This is a genomic window from Colwellia sp. 75C3, from assembly GCF_002836255.1.
GTDB lineage: Bacteria > Pseudomonadota > Gammaproteobacteria > Enterobacterales > Alteromonadaceae > Colwellia.
Window position 1 is genome coordinate 1 of record NZ_PJAU01000049.1, and the last position, 15,656, is coordinate 15,656.

At 38.4% G+C, this 15,656-nt stretch carries 12 protein-coding genes and 2 tRNA genes; 7 read left to right on the forward strand and 7 right to left on the reverse strand.

Going from position 1 to position 15,656, the window contains the following annotated elements:
* Window positions 1–167: 167 nt before the first annotated feature.
* Window positions 168–243, reverse strand: a tRNA-Glu gene (locus tag CXF85_RS11095).
* A gap of 102 nt (window positions 244–345) precedes the next feature.
* Window positions 346–421: transfer RNA gene (locus tag CXF85_RS11100), tRNA-Ala, on the reverse strand.
* Between the two features lie 421 nt (window positions 422–842).
* Between CXF85_RS11100 and CXF85_RS11105 the strand changes: the two genes are divergently transcribed.
* Window positions 843–1,757 carry a gluconeogenesis factor YvcK family protein gene (locus CXF85_RS11105; RefSeq protein WP_101228603.1) on the forward strand — a complete coding sequence of 305 codons (915 nt, stop codon included), beginning with the start codon at window positions 843–845 and terminating at the stop codon, window positions 1,755–1,757.
* A gap of 54 nt (window positions 1,758–1,811) precedes the next feature.
* Here CXF85_RS11105 and dcd read toward each other — a convergent pair whose 3' ends face one another.
* On the reverse strand, window positions 1,812–2,402 hold the full coding sequence (dcd, locus tag CXF85_RS11110; RefSeq protein ID WP_101228604.1) for a dCTP deaminase: 591 nt from the start codon (window positions 2,400–2,402) through the stop codon (window positions 1,812–1,814).
* 42 nt (window positions 2,403–2,444) lie between these two features.
* Window positions 2,445–3,641 carry an iron-sulfur cluster carrier protein ApbC gene (gene apbC / locus CXF85_RS11115; RefSeq protein WP_101228605.1) on the reverse strand — a complete coding sequence of 399 codons (1,197 nt, stop codon included), beginning with the start codon at window positions 3,639–3,641 and terminating at the stop codon, window positions 2,445–2,447.
* Between the two features lie 128 nt (window positions 3,642–3,769).
* On the opposite strand from apbC, the gene metG reads away from it, so the two are divergent.
* The 5 genes from metG (at window position 3,770) to CXF85_RS11140 (ending at window position 10,172) form a co-directional block, all read left to right on the forward strand.
* Complete coding sequence (gene metG / locus CXF85_RS11120; RefSeq protein WP_101228606.1) at window positions 3,770–5,905, forward strand: methionine--tRNA ligase; 2,136 nt, start codon at window positions 3,770–3,772, stop codon at window positions 5,903–5,905.
* A gap of 185 nt (window positions 5,906–6,090) precedes the next feature.
* Window positions 6,091–8,286, forward strand: a complete 2,196-nt coding sequence (locus tag CXF85_RS11125) for a cation:dicarboxylate symporter family transporter (RefSeq protein ID WP_101228607.1) — start codon at window positions 6,091–6,093, stop codon at window positions 8,284–8,286.
* The gene (gene rcsF, locus CXF85_RS11130; protein ID WP_232771162.1) at window positions 8,279–8,722 is read left to right on the forward strand and encodes an Rcs stress response system protein RcsF; all 444 of its coding nucleotides are present in this window, start codon (window positions 8,279–8,281) and stop codon (window positions 8,720–8,722) included. Before CXF85_RS11125 ends, rcsF begins: the two co-directional genes overlap by 8 nt.
* Before the next feature lies 1 nt (window position 8,723).
* Window positions 8,724–9,470, forward strand: a complete 747-nt coding sequence (gene tsaA / locus CXF85_RS11135) for a tRNA (N6-threonylcarbamoyladenosine(37)-N6)-methyltransferase TrmO (protein WP_101228608.1) — start codon at window positions 8,724–8,726, stop codon at window positions 9,468–9,470.
* Between the two features lie 42 nt (window positions 9,471–9,512).
* Complete coding sequence (locus tag CXF85_RS11140; protein WP_101228609.1) at window positions 9,513–10,172, forward strand: carbohydrate-binding family 9-like protein; 660 nt, start codon at window positions 9,513–9,515, stop codon at window positions 10,170–10,172.
* A gap of 282 nt (window positions 10,173–10,454) precedes the next feature.
* Here CXF85_RS11140 and CXF85_RS11145 read toward each other — a convergent pair whose 3' ends face one another.
* The 3 genes from CXF85_RS11145 to CXF85_RS11155 are packed head-to-tail and all read right to left on the reverse strand — an operon-like array spanning window position 10,455 to window position 13,734.
* Window positions 10,455–11,354 (reverse strand): hypothetical protein, encoded by a 900-nt coding sequence (locus CXF85_RS11145; RefSeq protein WP_101228610.1) that lies wholly within the window; start codon window positions 11,352–11,354, stop codon window positions 10,455–10,457.
* Between the two features lie 39 nt (window positions 11,355–11,393).
* Window positions 11,394–12,767 carry a S8 family peptidase gene (locus CXF85_RS11150; protein ID WP_101228611.1) on the reverse strand — a complete coding sequence of 458 codons (1,374 nt, stop codon included), beginning with the start codon at window positions 12,765–12,767 and terminating at the stop codon, window positions 11,394–11,396.
* 49 nt (window positions 12,768–12,816) lie between these two features.
* Window positions 12,817–13,734, reverse strand: a complete 918-nt coding sequence (locus CXF85_RS11155) for a hypothetical protein (protein WP_101228612.1) — start codon at window positions 13,732–13,734, stop codon at window positions 12,817–12,819.
* A 539-nt stretch (window positions 13,735–14,273) separates the two neighbouring features.
* Between CXF85_RS11155 and CXF85_RS11160 the strand changes: the two genes are divergently transcribed.
* The gene (locus CXF85_RS11160; protein ID WP_101228613.1) at window positions 14,274–15,653 is read left to right on the forward strand and encodes a hypothetical protein; all 1,380 of its coding nucleotides are present in this window, start codon (window positions 14,274–14,276) and stop codon (window positions 15,651–15,653) included.
* Window positions 15,654–15,656 lie beyond the last annotated feature (3 nt).

A 15,656-nucleotide genomic window follows, 5' to 3' on the forward strand; every position in this document is an offset into this window, starting at 1 on the left:
GATTCGAACCCCTGTTACCGCCGTGAAAGGGCGGTGTCCTAGGCCTCTAGACGATAGGGACACAGAACTAGCTAATTGCTATTTCAGAACATGCTTAGTTTTTTATAAGTTTAAGCAAACTTAATTGACTTCATCACATTCATATAATGAAAGTGACAAAGAAATAGTGGCATCCCTAAGGGGATTCGAACCCCTGTTACCGCCGTGAAAGGGCGGTGTCCTAGGCCTCTAGACGATAGGGACACAAATTGGAGCTTACATTATAAATAATATTAACAATCCAATTAAACTATCTATTTTTTGTAAATGCCAACTCAAGAGTTAACCTGAACAAAAAACCTAATATGGTGGAGCTATGCGGGATCGAACCGCAGACCTCTTCGCTGCCAGCGAAGCGCTCTCCCAGCTGAGCTATAGCCCCGAATTATTCGAGTCGTTTAATAACTGGCCTAATAGCTATCAAACATGTTCTCAACCAGTGGACCTAACACTTGCTGAAAACGAGGCGCATTATGAGCAGCAGCCTTTAAACTGTCAACACTTATTTGTAAAAAAAAGCATTTAATTAGTAAGAAATGCTTTAGCTGATCGCATAATGAGCAAGCTGTCTATTTATTGTCTGATTTATGCTAACTGCCTGTAAAGGCGGTATAATTATTGACCACATATAAAAGTCTTTATAAAATAAAATAGTACTCTTCTTTTTCTGCATGAGTTATGCACCCTATTGCACCCTCTGATAAAAGAATATTCTTGTCCATACGGTTAGTTACTTTATTTTTTTGCTGTTTAACGGTATGGTTTACCGTACTTAGCCATACAATAATGAAGTAGTAAACCGTATGCAGCTCAAAAAACTTAACATAGTCGCGATTGGCGGCGGACACGGTTTAGGTCGTGTACTCTCTACCCTCTCCTTTATGGGTCATCAGCTCACTGGTATTGTTACCACCACAGACAATGGCGGCTCAACGGGTCGATTAAGAAAAAGAAGTAGTACTATTGCCTGGGGTGATTTGCGTAATTGTTTAACTCAGTTAGTAGATGAAAATTCAATTGGTAGTCAATTATTTAATTTTCGCTTTGAAGGAGAAGATGAACTTGGCGGCCATAACCTAGGTAACTTGATTCTTTACGGACTAGGCAAAGTACAATCAAGCCCTATGGACTCTATTAAGTTAGTACGTCGTATATTACGCGTAAAGACGCAGGTATTGCCTATGTCTGAAACGCCAACAGATTTAATGGCTTTCTACCCTGAAGGTCGCTGTCGACTCGGTGAGCTATCTGTAGATGAAATGCCAATAATGCCTACCGATTTAATGTTGGCCCCCTTAGTTAAGTCTGTAACACCTTGTATTGAAGCAATCAACAATGCCGACCTTATTATCTTAGGCCCAGGTAGCTTTTTAACAAGTGTGGTACCACCACTTTTAGTAAGAGATATTGCTAAAGCATTAGATAAACGTAAAGGGCATTGTGTTTTTATTGATAATATCGTTGCAGAGAAGAGCCCTGCCGCTAAATTAACGCTTGATGAGAAACTGGATTGGATTAAAAGTAATATTGGTTGCTTGCCGATTGACAGTGTTATTTGCCAAGATGAAAATATCAGCTCGGATAAAGTTAATATTATTTGCCAAGACTTAAGTCACAACAAAGTGGCACATCACCATGATAATGAAAAGCTCATTCATGCATTAGAAACTTGCGTAAATCAAATTTCTACCCCGACTAAAATAGAAATAGCGAGCTAATTGCCCGCTATTTCACTTCATACGCTTAACGAATACACTTAACTAATAAAGTGCTTATTCGTTATCGTCTTGACTAATTCGACTAGCAACAGCACCTTTTTGATCTTTATATTTAGCATCTTTTCGCTTGTTATAAGGGCGTGCTGCACTTGATGACATCGTTTCAAAGTTTAATGCCGCTATTTTCATTTGTGGGCGAAGTGCTAACGGTAATTTACCACTGTTATAAAATTCTAACACTATTTGACCAGACCAGCCGGGATCAATCCGATGAGCGGTTACATGCACCATTAGGCCTAAACGAGCTAATGATGAGCGACCATCAAGCCAACCGACGATATTATCAGGCAATGTCACTGATTCAAGCGTCACAGCCAATGCCAGCTCTCCTGGATGTAAAAAGAAAGCATCACCATCTGCGATATGAATCTCATCACTCATGATGGAATTCATTGCTTCTTGTACTTCAGCCTTTGGCGCACTTAAATCAATGTACGGCGCGGTATGGTCTTGAAAAACTCTAAATTCATTGCCCAATCGAATATCAACACTAACCCCTGAGATCATTGAAGTGTCAGGTTTTGGCTCAATAATGATTTTTCCATCATCAAGGTATTGTTCTATATCTTTATCACATAATCTCATAATGGTTTGTCTTTACCTTAGTTGCGCTTAAACCTTGCTGGTTTAAGTACGCGTGGTTATTGTTGCCGTTAGCGGGCTGGCATTGTCACACTGTAAAAATAATTGCGCCGAAACATTTCGAGCTATTTTACGGTAATGGTTAGCTATTTCACCAGCGCTATTTTCAATTATGTCAGATTCACCAAAATCAGCATCTTGGCGAATAGCGATATCTAAAGGTAATTGCCCCAATAGTAATATTTCTTGATCTTCTGCCATATGCTTGCCACCTGCCTCACCAAATATATGACTTTGATGACCACAGTTTTCGCACAAGTGGTAACTCATATTCTCTACAATACCTAATACCGGTACTTTAACCTTATCGAACATAGCAATACCTTTAACCGCATCAATTAAAGCAATATCTTGTGGTGTGGTAACGATAACGGCGGCAGCTACGGGTACTTTTTGTGCCAAGGTTAATTGAATATCACCCGTGCCGGGCGGCATATCAATGAGTAGATAATCGAGCTCTGGCCAATCAGTTTCATTTAATAATTGGTTAAACGCGGTACTGGCCATAGGACCTCGCCAAACAGTAGCATCGGCTTCATCAACTAAAAAGCCAATAGACATGGCACTTAATCCTTTAGCGCCTTTAATTGCTTTAGCATATAGTGGCGTCATCAGCTTGCCATCACTAGAGCTTGGCTTTTCATCTTTAAGACCTAGCATAGAAGGAATTGATGGACCGTATATATCCGCGTCTAAAATGCCCACTCTTGCGCCTTCTGCCATTAGCGCATAAGCCAAGTTGACCGTAGTAGTAGATTTTCCGACCCCGCCCTTGCCGGACGCGATAGCAATGATATTAGCTACTTTGCCTTGTCCGATATTTTCCTGCCCTTTTCCGAGGGAAAACTGACGAACAGGCTTTATCGCTAACTCTACCTTAATGTTAACTGGGCAAGCTAAATGCTCAGATAACGTTTGTGCTAGCAAGTCTAATTCACCTTGGCAAACAAATGGCATGATGAGATTGATAACAACAACGTTCTTCCGCTTGTTATTTTGAGTAACGGTAAATTGCTCGCAAACAGCCAGAACACCTTGTGGGAAATTATCTGAAATATAATGCGTTAACGATTCTTTAATAAGTTCTTCAATTTCATCGGCATTAAGTATTGCACCGTTTGATTTTACGTCTTTTTTAGACGTGCTTTTCGAGAATATTTGACCAAATTTTTTACTAAACATAGTAATTTGGAGACCTTGTATAAAAGAATATATGAGAAATAGCGAAATAGTTGCATTCAACTAATGAAAATCATTGCTAAATTCTGTACTATTGCCGACATTATTACCATCAAAAACAACTATTTTTCATGTCTGAAACTACTTTATCTGAAGCTACATCAAACACTGCATCGCATTCTTTAGCAGAAAAGCGCAAAATTCTAGTTACTTGTGCCCTTCCATATGCCAATGGTTCTATCCATTTAGGTCATATGCTAGAGCACATTCAAACCGATATTTGGGTACGTTTTCAACGAATGCGTGGACATGAAACGTATTTTGTCTGTGCAGATGATGCTCACGGCACACCGATTATGCTTAAAGCGCAAGAGCTTGGCATAACACCGGAAGAAATGATCAAAGGTGTGCGTGAAGAGCGTATTAAAGACTTTAGTGACTTTCATATAAGCTTTGATAATTACCACACAACACACAGTGATGAAAACAAAGCATTCTCGCAAGAAATATACAACCGTTTACATGCGAAAGGTCATATTAAAACGCGTGTTATTTCTCAGTTGTTTGATCCTGAAAAAGGCATGTTCTTAGCCGATAGATTTGTTAAAGGCACTTGCCCAAAATGTAAAAGTGAAGATGAAAACGGTGATAGCTGTGACAACTGTGGTGCGACTTATTCACCAACAGAAGTGCTTAACCCACGTTCAGCTATTTCAGGTGCTACACCGATATTAAAAGACTCTGAACATTACTTCTTCGACTTACCTGCTTTTGAAACCATGTTATCAGACTGGATTCGCTCGGGTACCTTGCAAGAAGAAGTGGCAAATAAACTCAGTGAATGGTTCGACCAAGGCTTAAAACAGTGGGATATCAGCCGAGACGCGCCTTATTTCGGTTTTGAAATACCTAATGCCCCGGGTAAATTTTTCTATGTATGGTTAGATGCGCCTTGTGGTTACATGGGTAGCTTTAAAAACTTATGTGATAAACAAAACATCGACTTTGACAGCTATTGGAATAAAGATTCAGACGCTGAGCTTTATCACTTTATCGGTAAAGACATTATTAATTTTCACAGCCTATTCTGGCCAGCTATGCTAGAAGGTGCTGATTTCCGTAAACCTACCGCTGTTTTCGCGCATGGTTTTGTTACTGTGAACGGCGAAAAAATGTCTAAATCAAAAGGTACCTTTATTAAAGCCAATACCTATTTAGCGCATTTAAATCCTGAATACTTACGTTATTACTACGCGACTAAACTAACGCACAAAATTGATGATTTAGATTTAAATCTTGAAGATTTCGTACAACGCGTTAACTCTGATTTAGTCGGTAAAGTGGTTAACATCGCGTCTCGTTGTGCAAGTTTCATCACTAAACGTTTTGATGGCATGTTATCAACTAATGTTGATGATCAAGCCTTAGCTGATGAAGTAATGGCTGCAGGTGATAGTATAGCTGCTCATTATGAAGCACGTGATTTTGGTCGTGGCATGCGCGAAATAATGGCACTTGCTGATAAAGTAAATGAATATATCGCGATTAAAGAACCATGGCAGCTTGTTAAAGACGAAACTAAGCAACAAGAAGTACACGATATCTGTTCATTAGGTATCAACATGTTCCGTACCTTAATGATCTACTTAAAACCAGTACTGCCTGCCCTTGCCGATAATACTGCCGCTTTCTTAAATGATGAGCTCGTTTGGGAAGGACACAAAACGTTATTAACTGATCATAAAATAAATAAATTCAAAGCGTTATTACAGCGTGTTGATATGGATAAAGTGAATGCGATGACTGATGCGTCAAAAGACAGCTTAGGCGGAGCAGAAGAAGAGAAAAAACCAAAGAAAAAATCAAAACCTGCCAAAGTAGTTGATAATTCAGCTGCACTTGCTGACCCTTTAGCGGCCGATCCAATCTCTGAAGAAATTGGCTTTGATGATTTTGCTAAAATAGATTTACGTATTGTTAAAATCATTAATGCTGAGCACGTTGAAAAAGCTGATAAATTAATACAGTTAACCTTAGCACTTAATGAAGAAGGTACTGAAACTCGTCAAGTATTTGCCGGTATCAAATCTGCTTATAACCCAGAAGATTTAATCGGTAAGCATACGGTGATGGTTGCTAATTTAGCACCACGTAAAATGCGCTTTGGTATGTCTGAAGGTATGGTACTAGCAGCTGGCCCTGGCGATAAAGACTTGTGGATATTAAATCCAGATGATGGCGCAATAGCGGGTATGCGCGTTAAATAACTCCTGCAGTTATTTACATACTGGGGTTTAACGATTTGAAAAGGTATCATTAGTAATGATACCTTTTCTTGTTTCTATCGCAGTAAAATAACAAATAAAGTCTTTTTTATGTATTCCTTTTTAATAAAGTTATACCTAAAATAGTGTACTCTTTTATGTATATTCAATAGGTAATAAACACATTGATGACTAAATTAAGCCGTTTAATTAGCAAAATACCTTTATCCTTACGCATTCTATTAGCAATGATGATTGGCTTAACATTGGGTGCGCAATCTTCTACTGTCTATATCGGTGTTAATGAATTAGCCAATGCCTTTGTCATGTTATTGCAAATGACAGCGCTTCCTTACATTGCGCTATCACTTATTGTTGGTATTGGTAGTTTATCGCCGACAAAAGTCACCAATACCTTGAAGATCACTCTGGTGATTTTGATGGCATTATTGACAGTCGTTTTAGGTTTCATACTCCTCGCCCCCATCGCCTTTCCAAATTGGGTGAGTGCAGATTTTTATAGCCTGAATACCATCAGTACCACGCCAGAATTTGATATCATTTCACTGTTTATTCCGACAAACCCTTTTTATGCTCTAGCCAATGGCTTAATACCCAGTGTTGTTATGTTTAGTATATTTATTGGCATTGGTTTAATGCAGGTAAAAACTAAAAAAAGCACCTTGTCGGTATTAAATGGCTTAAATAAAGCGGTCGTTAATGTAAGCAATATGGTGATGCGCTTTGCACCGGTTGGCATATTTTGTATTGCTCAACGTGCTGCTGCCACTATAAACAGTGAACAACTCGACGGATTACAAGTTTATATTGTTACCGCCGCGGTTTTAGTCTTCTTACTGACCTTTATCGTACTGCCAGCCATTGTCGCTACCATTACGCCCTTTAGTTACCGCCAAATATTAGTAAGTTCTCGCCAAGCGATGATCACCGCTTTTGCTACGGGTAGCTTCTTTATTGTGATTCCTATTATTGTTGAAAAAACGAAACAACTCATAGAGCAACTATCGACTGCTGAAAATGGTAATAAACTCATCAAAGCAGACGCGAGTAATATGCCCAGTATTATTGTACCAATCAGTTTTAGCTTACCTGTTGGTGGCAAACTTTTAGCCTTATTATTTACCTTATTTGCGGCTTGGTTTTCAGGCTCCCAAGTAAGTAGTAGTGACTATTTACAATTGTTAGTCGCTGGTATCCCGCAATTATTTGGCACAACAACGCTCGCTATACCGAGTTTATTAGATATTTTTAACGTACCTGGCTCTTTATTTGATTTATTCTTAGTCGCTGAAAACATTATTGTTGGACGTTTTAGCGCCCTGCTTAGTGTGATTTTCTCTGTTAGCTTGGTATTACTTATTGCCACTAGTATGTTAAAAAAATTCACCTTTAAATGGCGTTCATTTAGTGTCTACTTAACCATCTTACCGATTATCTCTATCATAGCGTTCATTTCGTTACGCTTTACTTTTGATGCCATCAGTTACCAGTACCAAGGTTACAGTAAGTTTATTGAAAGAGACTTTATACTACTTGATGTAAAAGCCAAGGTATTACCTGAGCCAGAACTAAACGTCGATAAAACAATGCTTAATGTGCCAGTTTTACAAAGAATTGCCCAGCGTGGTTTTATCCGTGTTGGCTATTTTCGTGACGATTTACCCTACACCTTTCATAATAATGAAGGGAAACTTGTTGGTTTTGATATTGAAATTATCAATCTATTAGCCGATGACTTAGGCGTATCAATCGAATTTGTCCGTATTTACCACAATCAAGCAAAACAGTTACTCTCCTCTGGCTACTTAGACATGACCACCGGCATGCCAGTAACACCCCATAATATGAAGCAATATACCTTAACAGTGCCTTATTCTAGTCAATCGATGGCGTTTCTGGTTAAAGAAGAGCGACGAAAAGAATTTAGTGATTGGCAGAGTATTTTTAGCCGAGAAGATTTGATCATAGGTATACCTGAAATTTTCTACAGTGAAAATATTGTCCGCCGTTATTTTGAAAAAAATACCGTATGGGAAATTTCTACTCCTCGATTATTTTTTAAAGAAGAATATGAAAATATCGATGCCATGCTTTTTGGTGCTGCAACCGCTTCCGCCTGGACACTAATAAATCCTGAATATACGGTTATAGTCCCTAAGCCAGCAAGACCAGAATTATCAATGGCTTTTGCTATTAATACTGATGATAATGCCTTTGAAATTTACCTGCGCAATTGGATTTTCATGATGAAACAAAATAATTCCATTGACCAACTGTTCCATTATTGGATAGCAGGTAAAAAGCCGACTACTTTTCTAGACATATCTAAACAAGCTATCCGCAAGGAAACTCTTCATGACTAACCAAACACCTCAAAAAGTAACTAAAAAAATGACCATACCGTTAGCAAAAAAAATACTATGCATGTTCATCGCACTACCTTTATTAGTAAGCTGTAGCGGTAACTATAGCTTTGAAAGCAACGTAAAACCTGATAACGCTAATGAATATTTTAGTGCCAGCAAGGTTAAAATTTTTAAAGATGAAACTGAGTTTATGTCTAGCTTTCAGTATGTTGGTTTAGTCGAAGGAGAGGACTGCCAACAAGAGCAGCATCTTGCAGCACCTGATGTTATTAATGCGCGAACCCAAGCAAGACAAATGGCATTTTCACAAAAAGCCAACGCTGTTATTTTTACCAGTTGCGTTGATATTGAAACCAAACATTGTGTCGCACAAGTAGTCTGTTACGGTAAAGCTTATCGATTAGGCGCTCCACATGAGCCAATAGAGCAATAAAATGTCAAAGTCATGTGATACAACTGATGAAATACAAAGCTTTAAATTTGATGCTATAGGCATTATTGAATCACCTTACCAAGAAAAATTTGCTATTCCTCGTCAGCCAAACCTAGTCAGTGCGGCAAAAGGCAAAGTAGTGCTTGTTGGCGAGGCCAATAATCACGAATTGGTGCGTGATATTGAGCAATTTAGTCATCTATGGTTACTCTTTGTATTTCATGGCACACAAGAACAGGGTTGGAAACCATTAGTACGACCACCTCGACTTGGCGGCAATGTAAAAACAGGTGTGCTTGCTACGCGCTCAACATTTAGACCAAATCCCATCGGCATGTCTGTAGTGAAACTTGATAAAGTTGTGACTGAAAAACAACAAACGGTTTTACATATCTCAGGGTTAGATTTATTGAATGGCACGCCAATTATCGATATTAAACCCTATGTGCCCTATTCTGACGCAATTATCGATGCCGATGCTGGTTTTGCACAACAGCAACCTGAAGCAGGGTTAACGGTAGAATTTAGTAAAAAAGCCCAAACTGATCTAGCGCAATATACGCAAAAATATAGTGAGTTAGCCTTACTAATAGAGCAAGTATTAGCACAAGATCCTCGGCCTGCCTATAAACAAGGTAAAACTGATGATAAGATTTATGGGATGAGTTTGTATGACTTAAATATCCAATGGCAATTAATCACGTTGGACACCGTATTAGTACTTAATATTACCCAAGTTAATAAATAATTAGCCGTAAGTCGCGATTTAGCGTCCGTTAAAGAGATAACCATGAACCAATATATTATTCATCCAGCCGTTTCGATTAACAAAAATGCGAGTTTTAGTCCTGATTGGCAAACAATCAAAGCCATAGATGTTAATCATTTCCCTTGGTACCAAGCAGGTAAAAAACAAAACACACAAGTTAAACTTAGCGCCAATAACGATACTTTATTCATACAAATAATTGCGCAAGACAACTACAGTTTTGCCAAACAAACTGAGCTCAACCATATGCTCATTTGCGAAGATTCTTGTGTTGAATTTTTCTTTAGTCCTTCAGGCGTGCTTGGTAGTAGTTACGTCAATCTAGAGGTTAATTGTTGCGGTACTTTACACTTAGCTTATGGTGCTGGTCGTGAAAGTCGTCAATTTATCAGCATAGAAGCAGCAAGCTTAATACAGTGTAACAGTAGTCTTAGCCTTGATATGGACAGCCCGAAAAAACTTGAAAGTGAAACAGATAGCCAATGGACAATAGAAATAGCATTGCCTTTTAACGCTATTGAGCAACTCACTGGCGAGAAAATCAATAAAGAGAGATGGTTTGCCAACTTCTACCGCTGTGGTGGTAGAACTGAACCACAATACGCAGTATGGAATAATATTGAGGTAGTTGAACCTGATTATCACAGACCTGAATACTTTGCTGAACTCACCTTTGCATAGTTTTTAGTGGCCTTTGTATAACTGAACTTGTCATTCTCGAAGTGTCTGGTCGAGAAACCCGTTTTTTTGTCGATGGCTCTTCGACTAAGTTAGTACTTATTCCGCTCATGTCATATTGTAATACTCTATAAATATAAAAAAGCGCGAAGCAGTTAAACTGCTTCGCGCTTTTACATAGAGATAGTTTGTAGATGATTTATCATTGTAGTAACCCGCAATAAAACCTGATTCGCATAAATTACAAACCAGTGATCGTGACCACAGCGACTATCAGTTTAGAGGTTACCAATCATTTATATTTTTTAATGGCTGTTCTTTATCTCTATGGGGCTTACCACGTAAGCTTATTTTTTTAACACTGACTTCATTACCCTGCATTTGCGTATAAACAGATATATCCATCTCAACGAATGCTTTTTTTACATCCCTTAACAGCTTAGCTGACGAGGTATTCGCGCTATACCAAATTTCACTGTAAGTTAGACCTGTTTGGTTATAACGTAAGCCTTTGTAACCACGAAAGTGTGATAAATAGCTTTCAATTTCGCTTAATTCAGCTGATGAAAAACCTTCAAATAAAAGTGAATATTGACTCGTTACTTGCGATGGTTGTGGTTTTACCTCATTACACTGATCTACGGGTAGTTTTGTGTATAAAGCATGTGACAATGTACTAGCGGCATCTTTCATCGAGGTGGAAATATGCTCAGCTATACAAGTATTAAAGCAGTCATTGCTTGCGTTAATATCACGACCACTTTCTTCTACATTAAATAATATTCTACCCGAGCTGACATCGATACTTGTTGCATAGACATCTGTGCTTATCTGCTTACGATGGCCTTTATCAACAATCATCGCATCGGCAGAAATGATGTACAAATAATCAATTTCAATACCATTCAAATTACGCACAGCATTAATCAAATCATGGCGAGTGTAGCTATTAAAGTCTAAATTAAAATCATCTAGATTAATGACTGTATCGTCATAAACATTAATCCCTTGAGCAATAAGATCATTGGTCAGTTTTCTTTCCAGTCGTTTAAGAGCGCGATGATCCTTTGCTAGAGAAAACTCACTATTACTTTCAATAAATACCACGGCATTTACCGAATAATTAGGTGTACAATTACAAGCTGTAAGCAACAGCGACATCAAAGTGATTATAACTAAACGCATTTACTTTCCTTTATTCATATAATGTATTTGAAAATGGTATTACCATCTAATGGCTTTACCACAATCAGTGTTTGATTTTTCAATTAAAATACCATCAATCTTGTTACTGCAATTATTGGTATCTTCTTTTATAGGCTTAGTTTTATCAGGTGCTCTTTTAAACTGCTGCTTTAAGTAAGCTAATGATTTTTTAACATTAAGTTTCTTGGTCTTAACCTGATTTCGGCTATCCAAAAAATCATCTCCACTTAACATAGACCGGTACAATTGTTCTGCTGTCGCACTTGGGTAAACAGATTTTAATAAGGAAACCGCACCAGCAACTTGAGGCGACGCCATAGAAGTACCAGACATCACTTCCAATTGACCGCCAGGAACCGATGACAGTATTTTTGAGCCGTGTGCCATAATAGTTATGCGCTTATAACTATTAGAGAAATCAGATACCTCACCGTCATAATTAACAGAGCCAACACTCACCGCACTACTAATACAAGCCGGAGCTCCGATACTGTCCGTTAAATAGTCATTACCAGACGCAATCACAGTCAATATATTGTTATCCCGCAACTGGTTTATCAGCGCAGTATAAGGGTAGTCAGTATCACAGTTATCATAAAACCGGCCGCCACCTAAGCTCATATTAACAACGCTAATATTATATTTTTTATGATTAGTTAACACCCAATCCAAACTTTGTAAAATATCTGAATCAGTGAAACCAGCACCAAAACCATTATGGGACATGGCGTTAATGCTCACTAATTGAGATTGAGGTGCAACCCCTCGATGCTGTACATTTTCTCCAACAGAAATACCCGCCACATGTGTCCCATGATTACAGCCATTAAATAAACAAGGTTTACCTGCTTGGATACCGAATTGCTTTTTTTCTTTATTAGGACAATGCCCTGACGCCGAAAAGCATGCGCCCGCAACCACTTTGTTTTTCAGGTACGGATGATTAAAATCGATGCCAGAATCAATTACTGCAACAGCGTTGACCTGCTTAATTTTGGGATTAATGTCAGCTGTTTTACGATTTGGTAATTGCCGTGATGCCTCTGGTGCTCGCAACAAGGTAAATTTATCTAAATAAATGGTGTCAACAAATTCAGATTGCCTTAAACGATCATACTCAGATCTTGCAACTGCTTTAGCGATAAAAGGTGCGTTTTTATAACGCACAAGATGGTTGATATTTACCCATCCCATCTCATTTATTAGTTTTTGTTGTATAACGTCAATATGTTGTTCTAAATTACGCCACTCAGAGTGACTAGCCGCCCTAGTTTTCAAAGCCAGTATCACATTTACCGAACTTTGTTCTTGAAAAGCGCGGTGTAATTCATTGCCCGAAACCTGCAATGATAGAAACAAAAAACTAAATATAACAATAAGTTGTATACGCATAATTTTATACCTAAATAAGGCCAACTAAGCAGGCCTTATTTATATCTGTTTACCAACTGCCATCGTTATCAGCTTTACGCGTTTTACCACGAAGGCTCACTTTTTTTACGGTAAACGTTTGCGTGTTTTGATCAAAACTTGGGTAACCAGACAGGTTTAATTCTGCTAGCATGCGTTTTAAATTACGATTTAACTTAGCCGAACCGATAGCTGATGAATACCACACTTCAGTGTGGGTTTTACTTGCTTCTGTTGGGCGGTGACTATGGTAACCAGAGAAAATAACGAGGTACTCTTCCATTTCTGAAAATTCACGGTCGGTAAAACCAGAAAACACTAAGTTATAGTTAGTCATCATCTTATTTGTGCCAGCACGATTTTGACCCGTTAATTGCTGACCACCGTCAACCATCCAAGCTAGTTTCTCTGCAAGTACTGCGCCTAAGTCGTTACCAAGCATACGTGATTTGTCGCCTACAACGCCCAAAACACATTCGCGATTACAATTAGCAGGTGCACTGTAATTACGGGCTGCAACCTCAAAGTTACCTAATTTCTGACCCGTTTTAACATTTAACAACCTACCTTCAATACGAGTATTAACCTTAGTGGTATATCCCTTATCTTTGGCACTGGCATAAATTGAAAAAATAACGGTTATATCAATTGGTGGACGCTTAACCGAGCGCGCTACATCAATGATTTCTGCATCAGTACGACGAATACGTCCTTGTGCAAAGTTATCCAACGTGATCGTCGTTTCATCAAACACATTGAAATTTTGCTCATGCATCTGGTTAGCTAAAGCACCTAATACCCGTTTAAAAACACGGCTATCACGGGGGATTGTATCTTTATCTGCATCCTCTCCCATAACGAGTAGATTAGGATTGTCTGCTGCGAGCACACTAAAAGAAAGTCCGATTGCCAATGCAAACAGAGTAAGGCTGTTTAATAGATATTTCATGTCGAGTTATTCTCTTATTTAGGGCTGGCAAAATCATTAACTGCAAGTATGGGCAGTAAGATCAAAAAATTAATATTCCCTTTTTGAAATGGTAATTTGGCCGAAATTATTAATTTGGCCGCCGAGTCTATAGTAAAAAATAACGAAAAAACAGTTTTAATAAAAGTTAGATTGAACAATAAAAAAGCGAGTTAGGTTAATCACTATTACTTACATAAACTTACAAACAGAATATTTTTTCTAATTTCACATTAGAAAAGATTTACACTGCCCCTTATTTTTAGGGGGCTCTAAGGATGAAAGCCAATTTAAGTCTGATAACCAGAAAACTGTAAGTATTTGTTATTTTTATGTGGAAATTGTACAAATAGTTGATTATACTCGCCGCCCGTTAAGTACAGAACTACTCTACTCGTCACTTGAAATAGTACAAATGTAGTATGTTCCAGTATAAAAACATCTCAATAAGACAATGAATTTAAATAGCACTCAAGCTATTCATGATCTATGACCACCGAGTGTAAAGTTAGGAGTAAAAAGTGTTTAAAACGAATAAAATTATTTCATCAATCTTGATTTCTGTAGGTTTAGCAACTGTTGCAACTTCTGTAAGTGCAGATCCATGGGCAGTATCTCCAGGTACAAAAGCACGTGCTATGGGTAATGCTTTTGTAGCGATAGCCAATGACCCATCTGCGGCTTGGCATAACCCTGCTGGTTTATACCAAATGAATGGCAGCAACGTAACCATTGAAGTAAGTGGTGCTCCATCATTTGATCACCCAAGCGATCCTGCAGAGAGCTTGGTTACCTTTAATAATATCGACATGCCTGATGGAACAACAGAAACGTTTTATGCAACTAGCTGGGGTGAAATGGCCGCAGACAACCAATCTATTTTTGCTTCATATAATGAAGGTGATGGTCAAAACAGTGGCTTTAGCGTCTATTACTATTCTCCTTATTTCATCTCGATGCCTGTCGTTGCAAAAATTAACGATGCATCTGAAGTGCTGGGTAAAATTGAAGAAGAAGTCAGTATCTTGGGTGCGGGTTGGTCAAGTGTAGTATGGAATACTCCAGAGCAAGCCTGGTTCTCAAGCTTACATTATGGTCTGACTTTAGAAATCGTAATGACAGACTATGGCTCATCTGAAATCGATTTTTATGGCATGAGCACAAATGGTGGCATTGACCGCGTTGATCTAGATGACTCAAACGAAGCACTATCTGGTTCAGTAGGCGTGCTTTCTACTATTTATAAAGGTGATAGTAGACAGGTATTTTCACCAACAGTTAAGTTTGGTGCTGTATACCGCCTAAAAGCTATATCGCTTGATTCAGGCTCTGATATAGAAATGATGGATCGTAATAGGGACGACGTTACCTTAAATAGTGATGACTTTTTCAACAAAAAACCTACCAGTTGGGATATGGGCTTAAGCGCAAGTACATTACTTGGTCAAAGCGTACACTATGGTTTGTTTTCAGCCGAGTTATCTTTTCAGGTTGGCGAAACACAATTTGACAGTGTAGTCACCAACATGAATTATGAACGTAGCTCAATCGGTGCATCAATCCGCTGGGCACCTATTGACTCACTAGTAAAACAAGTTGAATTACGCGTCGGTAGCTATTCAAGTGAATCCGATAGTATATACAACGCAGCAATTATAGAAAGAAACCAAGGCAGAGAGTTACCTACTGGTTTGATTTACCCTAATGTCAATGCGACATCATGGGGTATGCAAGTTGCTTTTGATGGTGGCATAGCCCTCGAGTTTGCCCAAGAAATGAGAACCCTCAAAAATACCATGGTATGTATTGATAGTGACAATGACAGTTGGTGTGATAAAGAGAGCGATAATCAATCACTTGATGAAACGTTTACATCATTTGCATTTCGTTATAACTGGTAAATA

Coding starts and splice junctions, on each gene's coding strand:
- CXF85_RS11105 (WP_101228603.1), top strand. CDS start 843: ATGCAGCTCAAAAAACTTAACATAGTCGCGATTGGCGGCGGACACGGT.
- rcsF (WP_232771162.1), top strand. CDS start 8,279: ATGACTAACCAAACACCTCAAAAAGTAACTAAAAAAATGACCATACCG.
- CXF85_RS11125 (WP_101228607.1), top strand. CDS start 6,091: ATGACTAAATTAAGCCGTTTAATTAGCAAAATACCTTTATCCTTACGC.
- CXF85_RS11150 (WP_101228611.1), bottom strand. CDS start 12,767: ATGCGTATACAACTTATTGTTATATTTAGTTTTTTGTTTCTATCATTG.
- metG (WP_101228606.1), top strand. CDS start 3,770: ATGTCTGAAACTACTTTATCTGAAGCTACATCAAACACTGCATCGCAT.
- CXF85_RS11145 (WP_101228610.1), bottom strand. CDS start 11,354: ATGCGTTTAGTTATAATCACTTTGATGTCGCTGTTGCTTACAGCTTGT.
- dcd (WP_101228604.1), bottom strand. CDS start 2,402: ATGAGATTATGTGATAAAGATATAGAACAATACCTTGATGATGGAAAA.
- CXF85_RS11155 (WP_101228612.1), bottom strand. CDS start 13,734: ATGAAATATCTATTAAACAGCCTTACTCTGTTTGCATTGGCAATCGGA.
- apbC (WP_101228605.1), bottom strand. CDS start 3,641: ATGTTTAGTAAAAAATTTGGTCAAATATTCTCGAAAAGCACGTCTAAA.
- CXF85_RS11140 (WP_101228609.1), top strand. CDS start 9,513: ATGAACCAATATATTATTCATCCAGCCGTTTCGATTAACAAAAATGCG.
- tsaA (WP_101228608.1), top strand. CDS start 8,724: ATGTCAAAGTCATGTGATACAACTGATGAAATACAAAGCTTTAAATTT.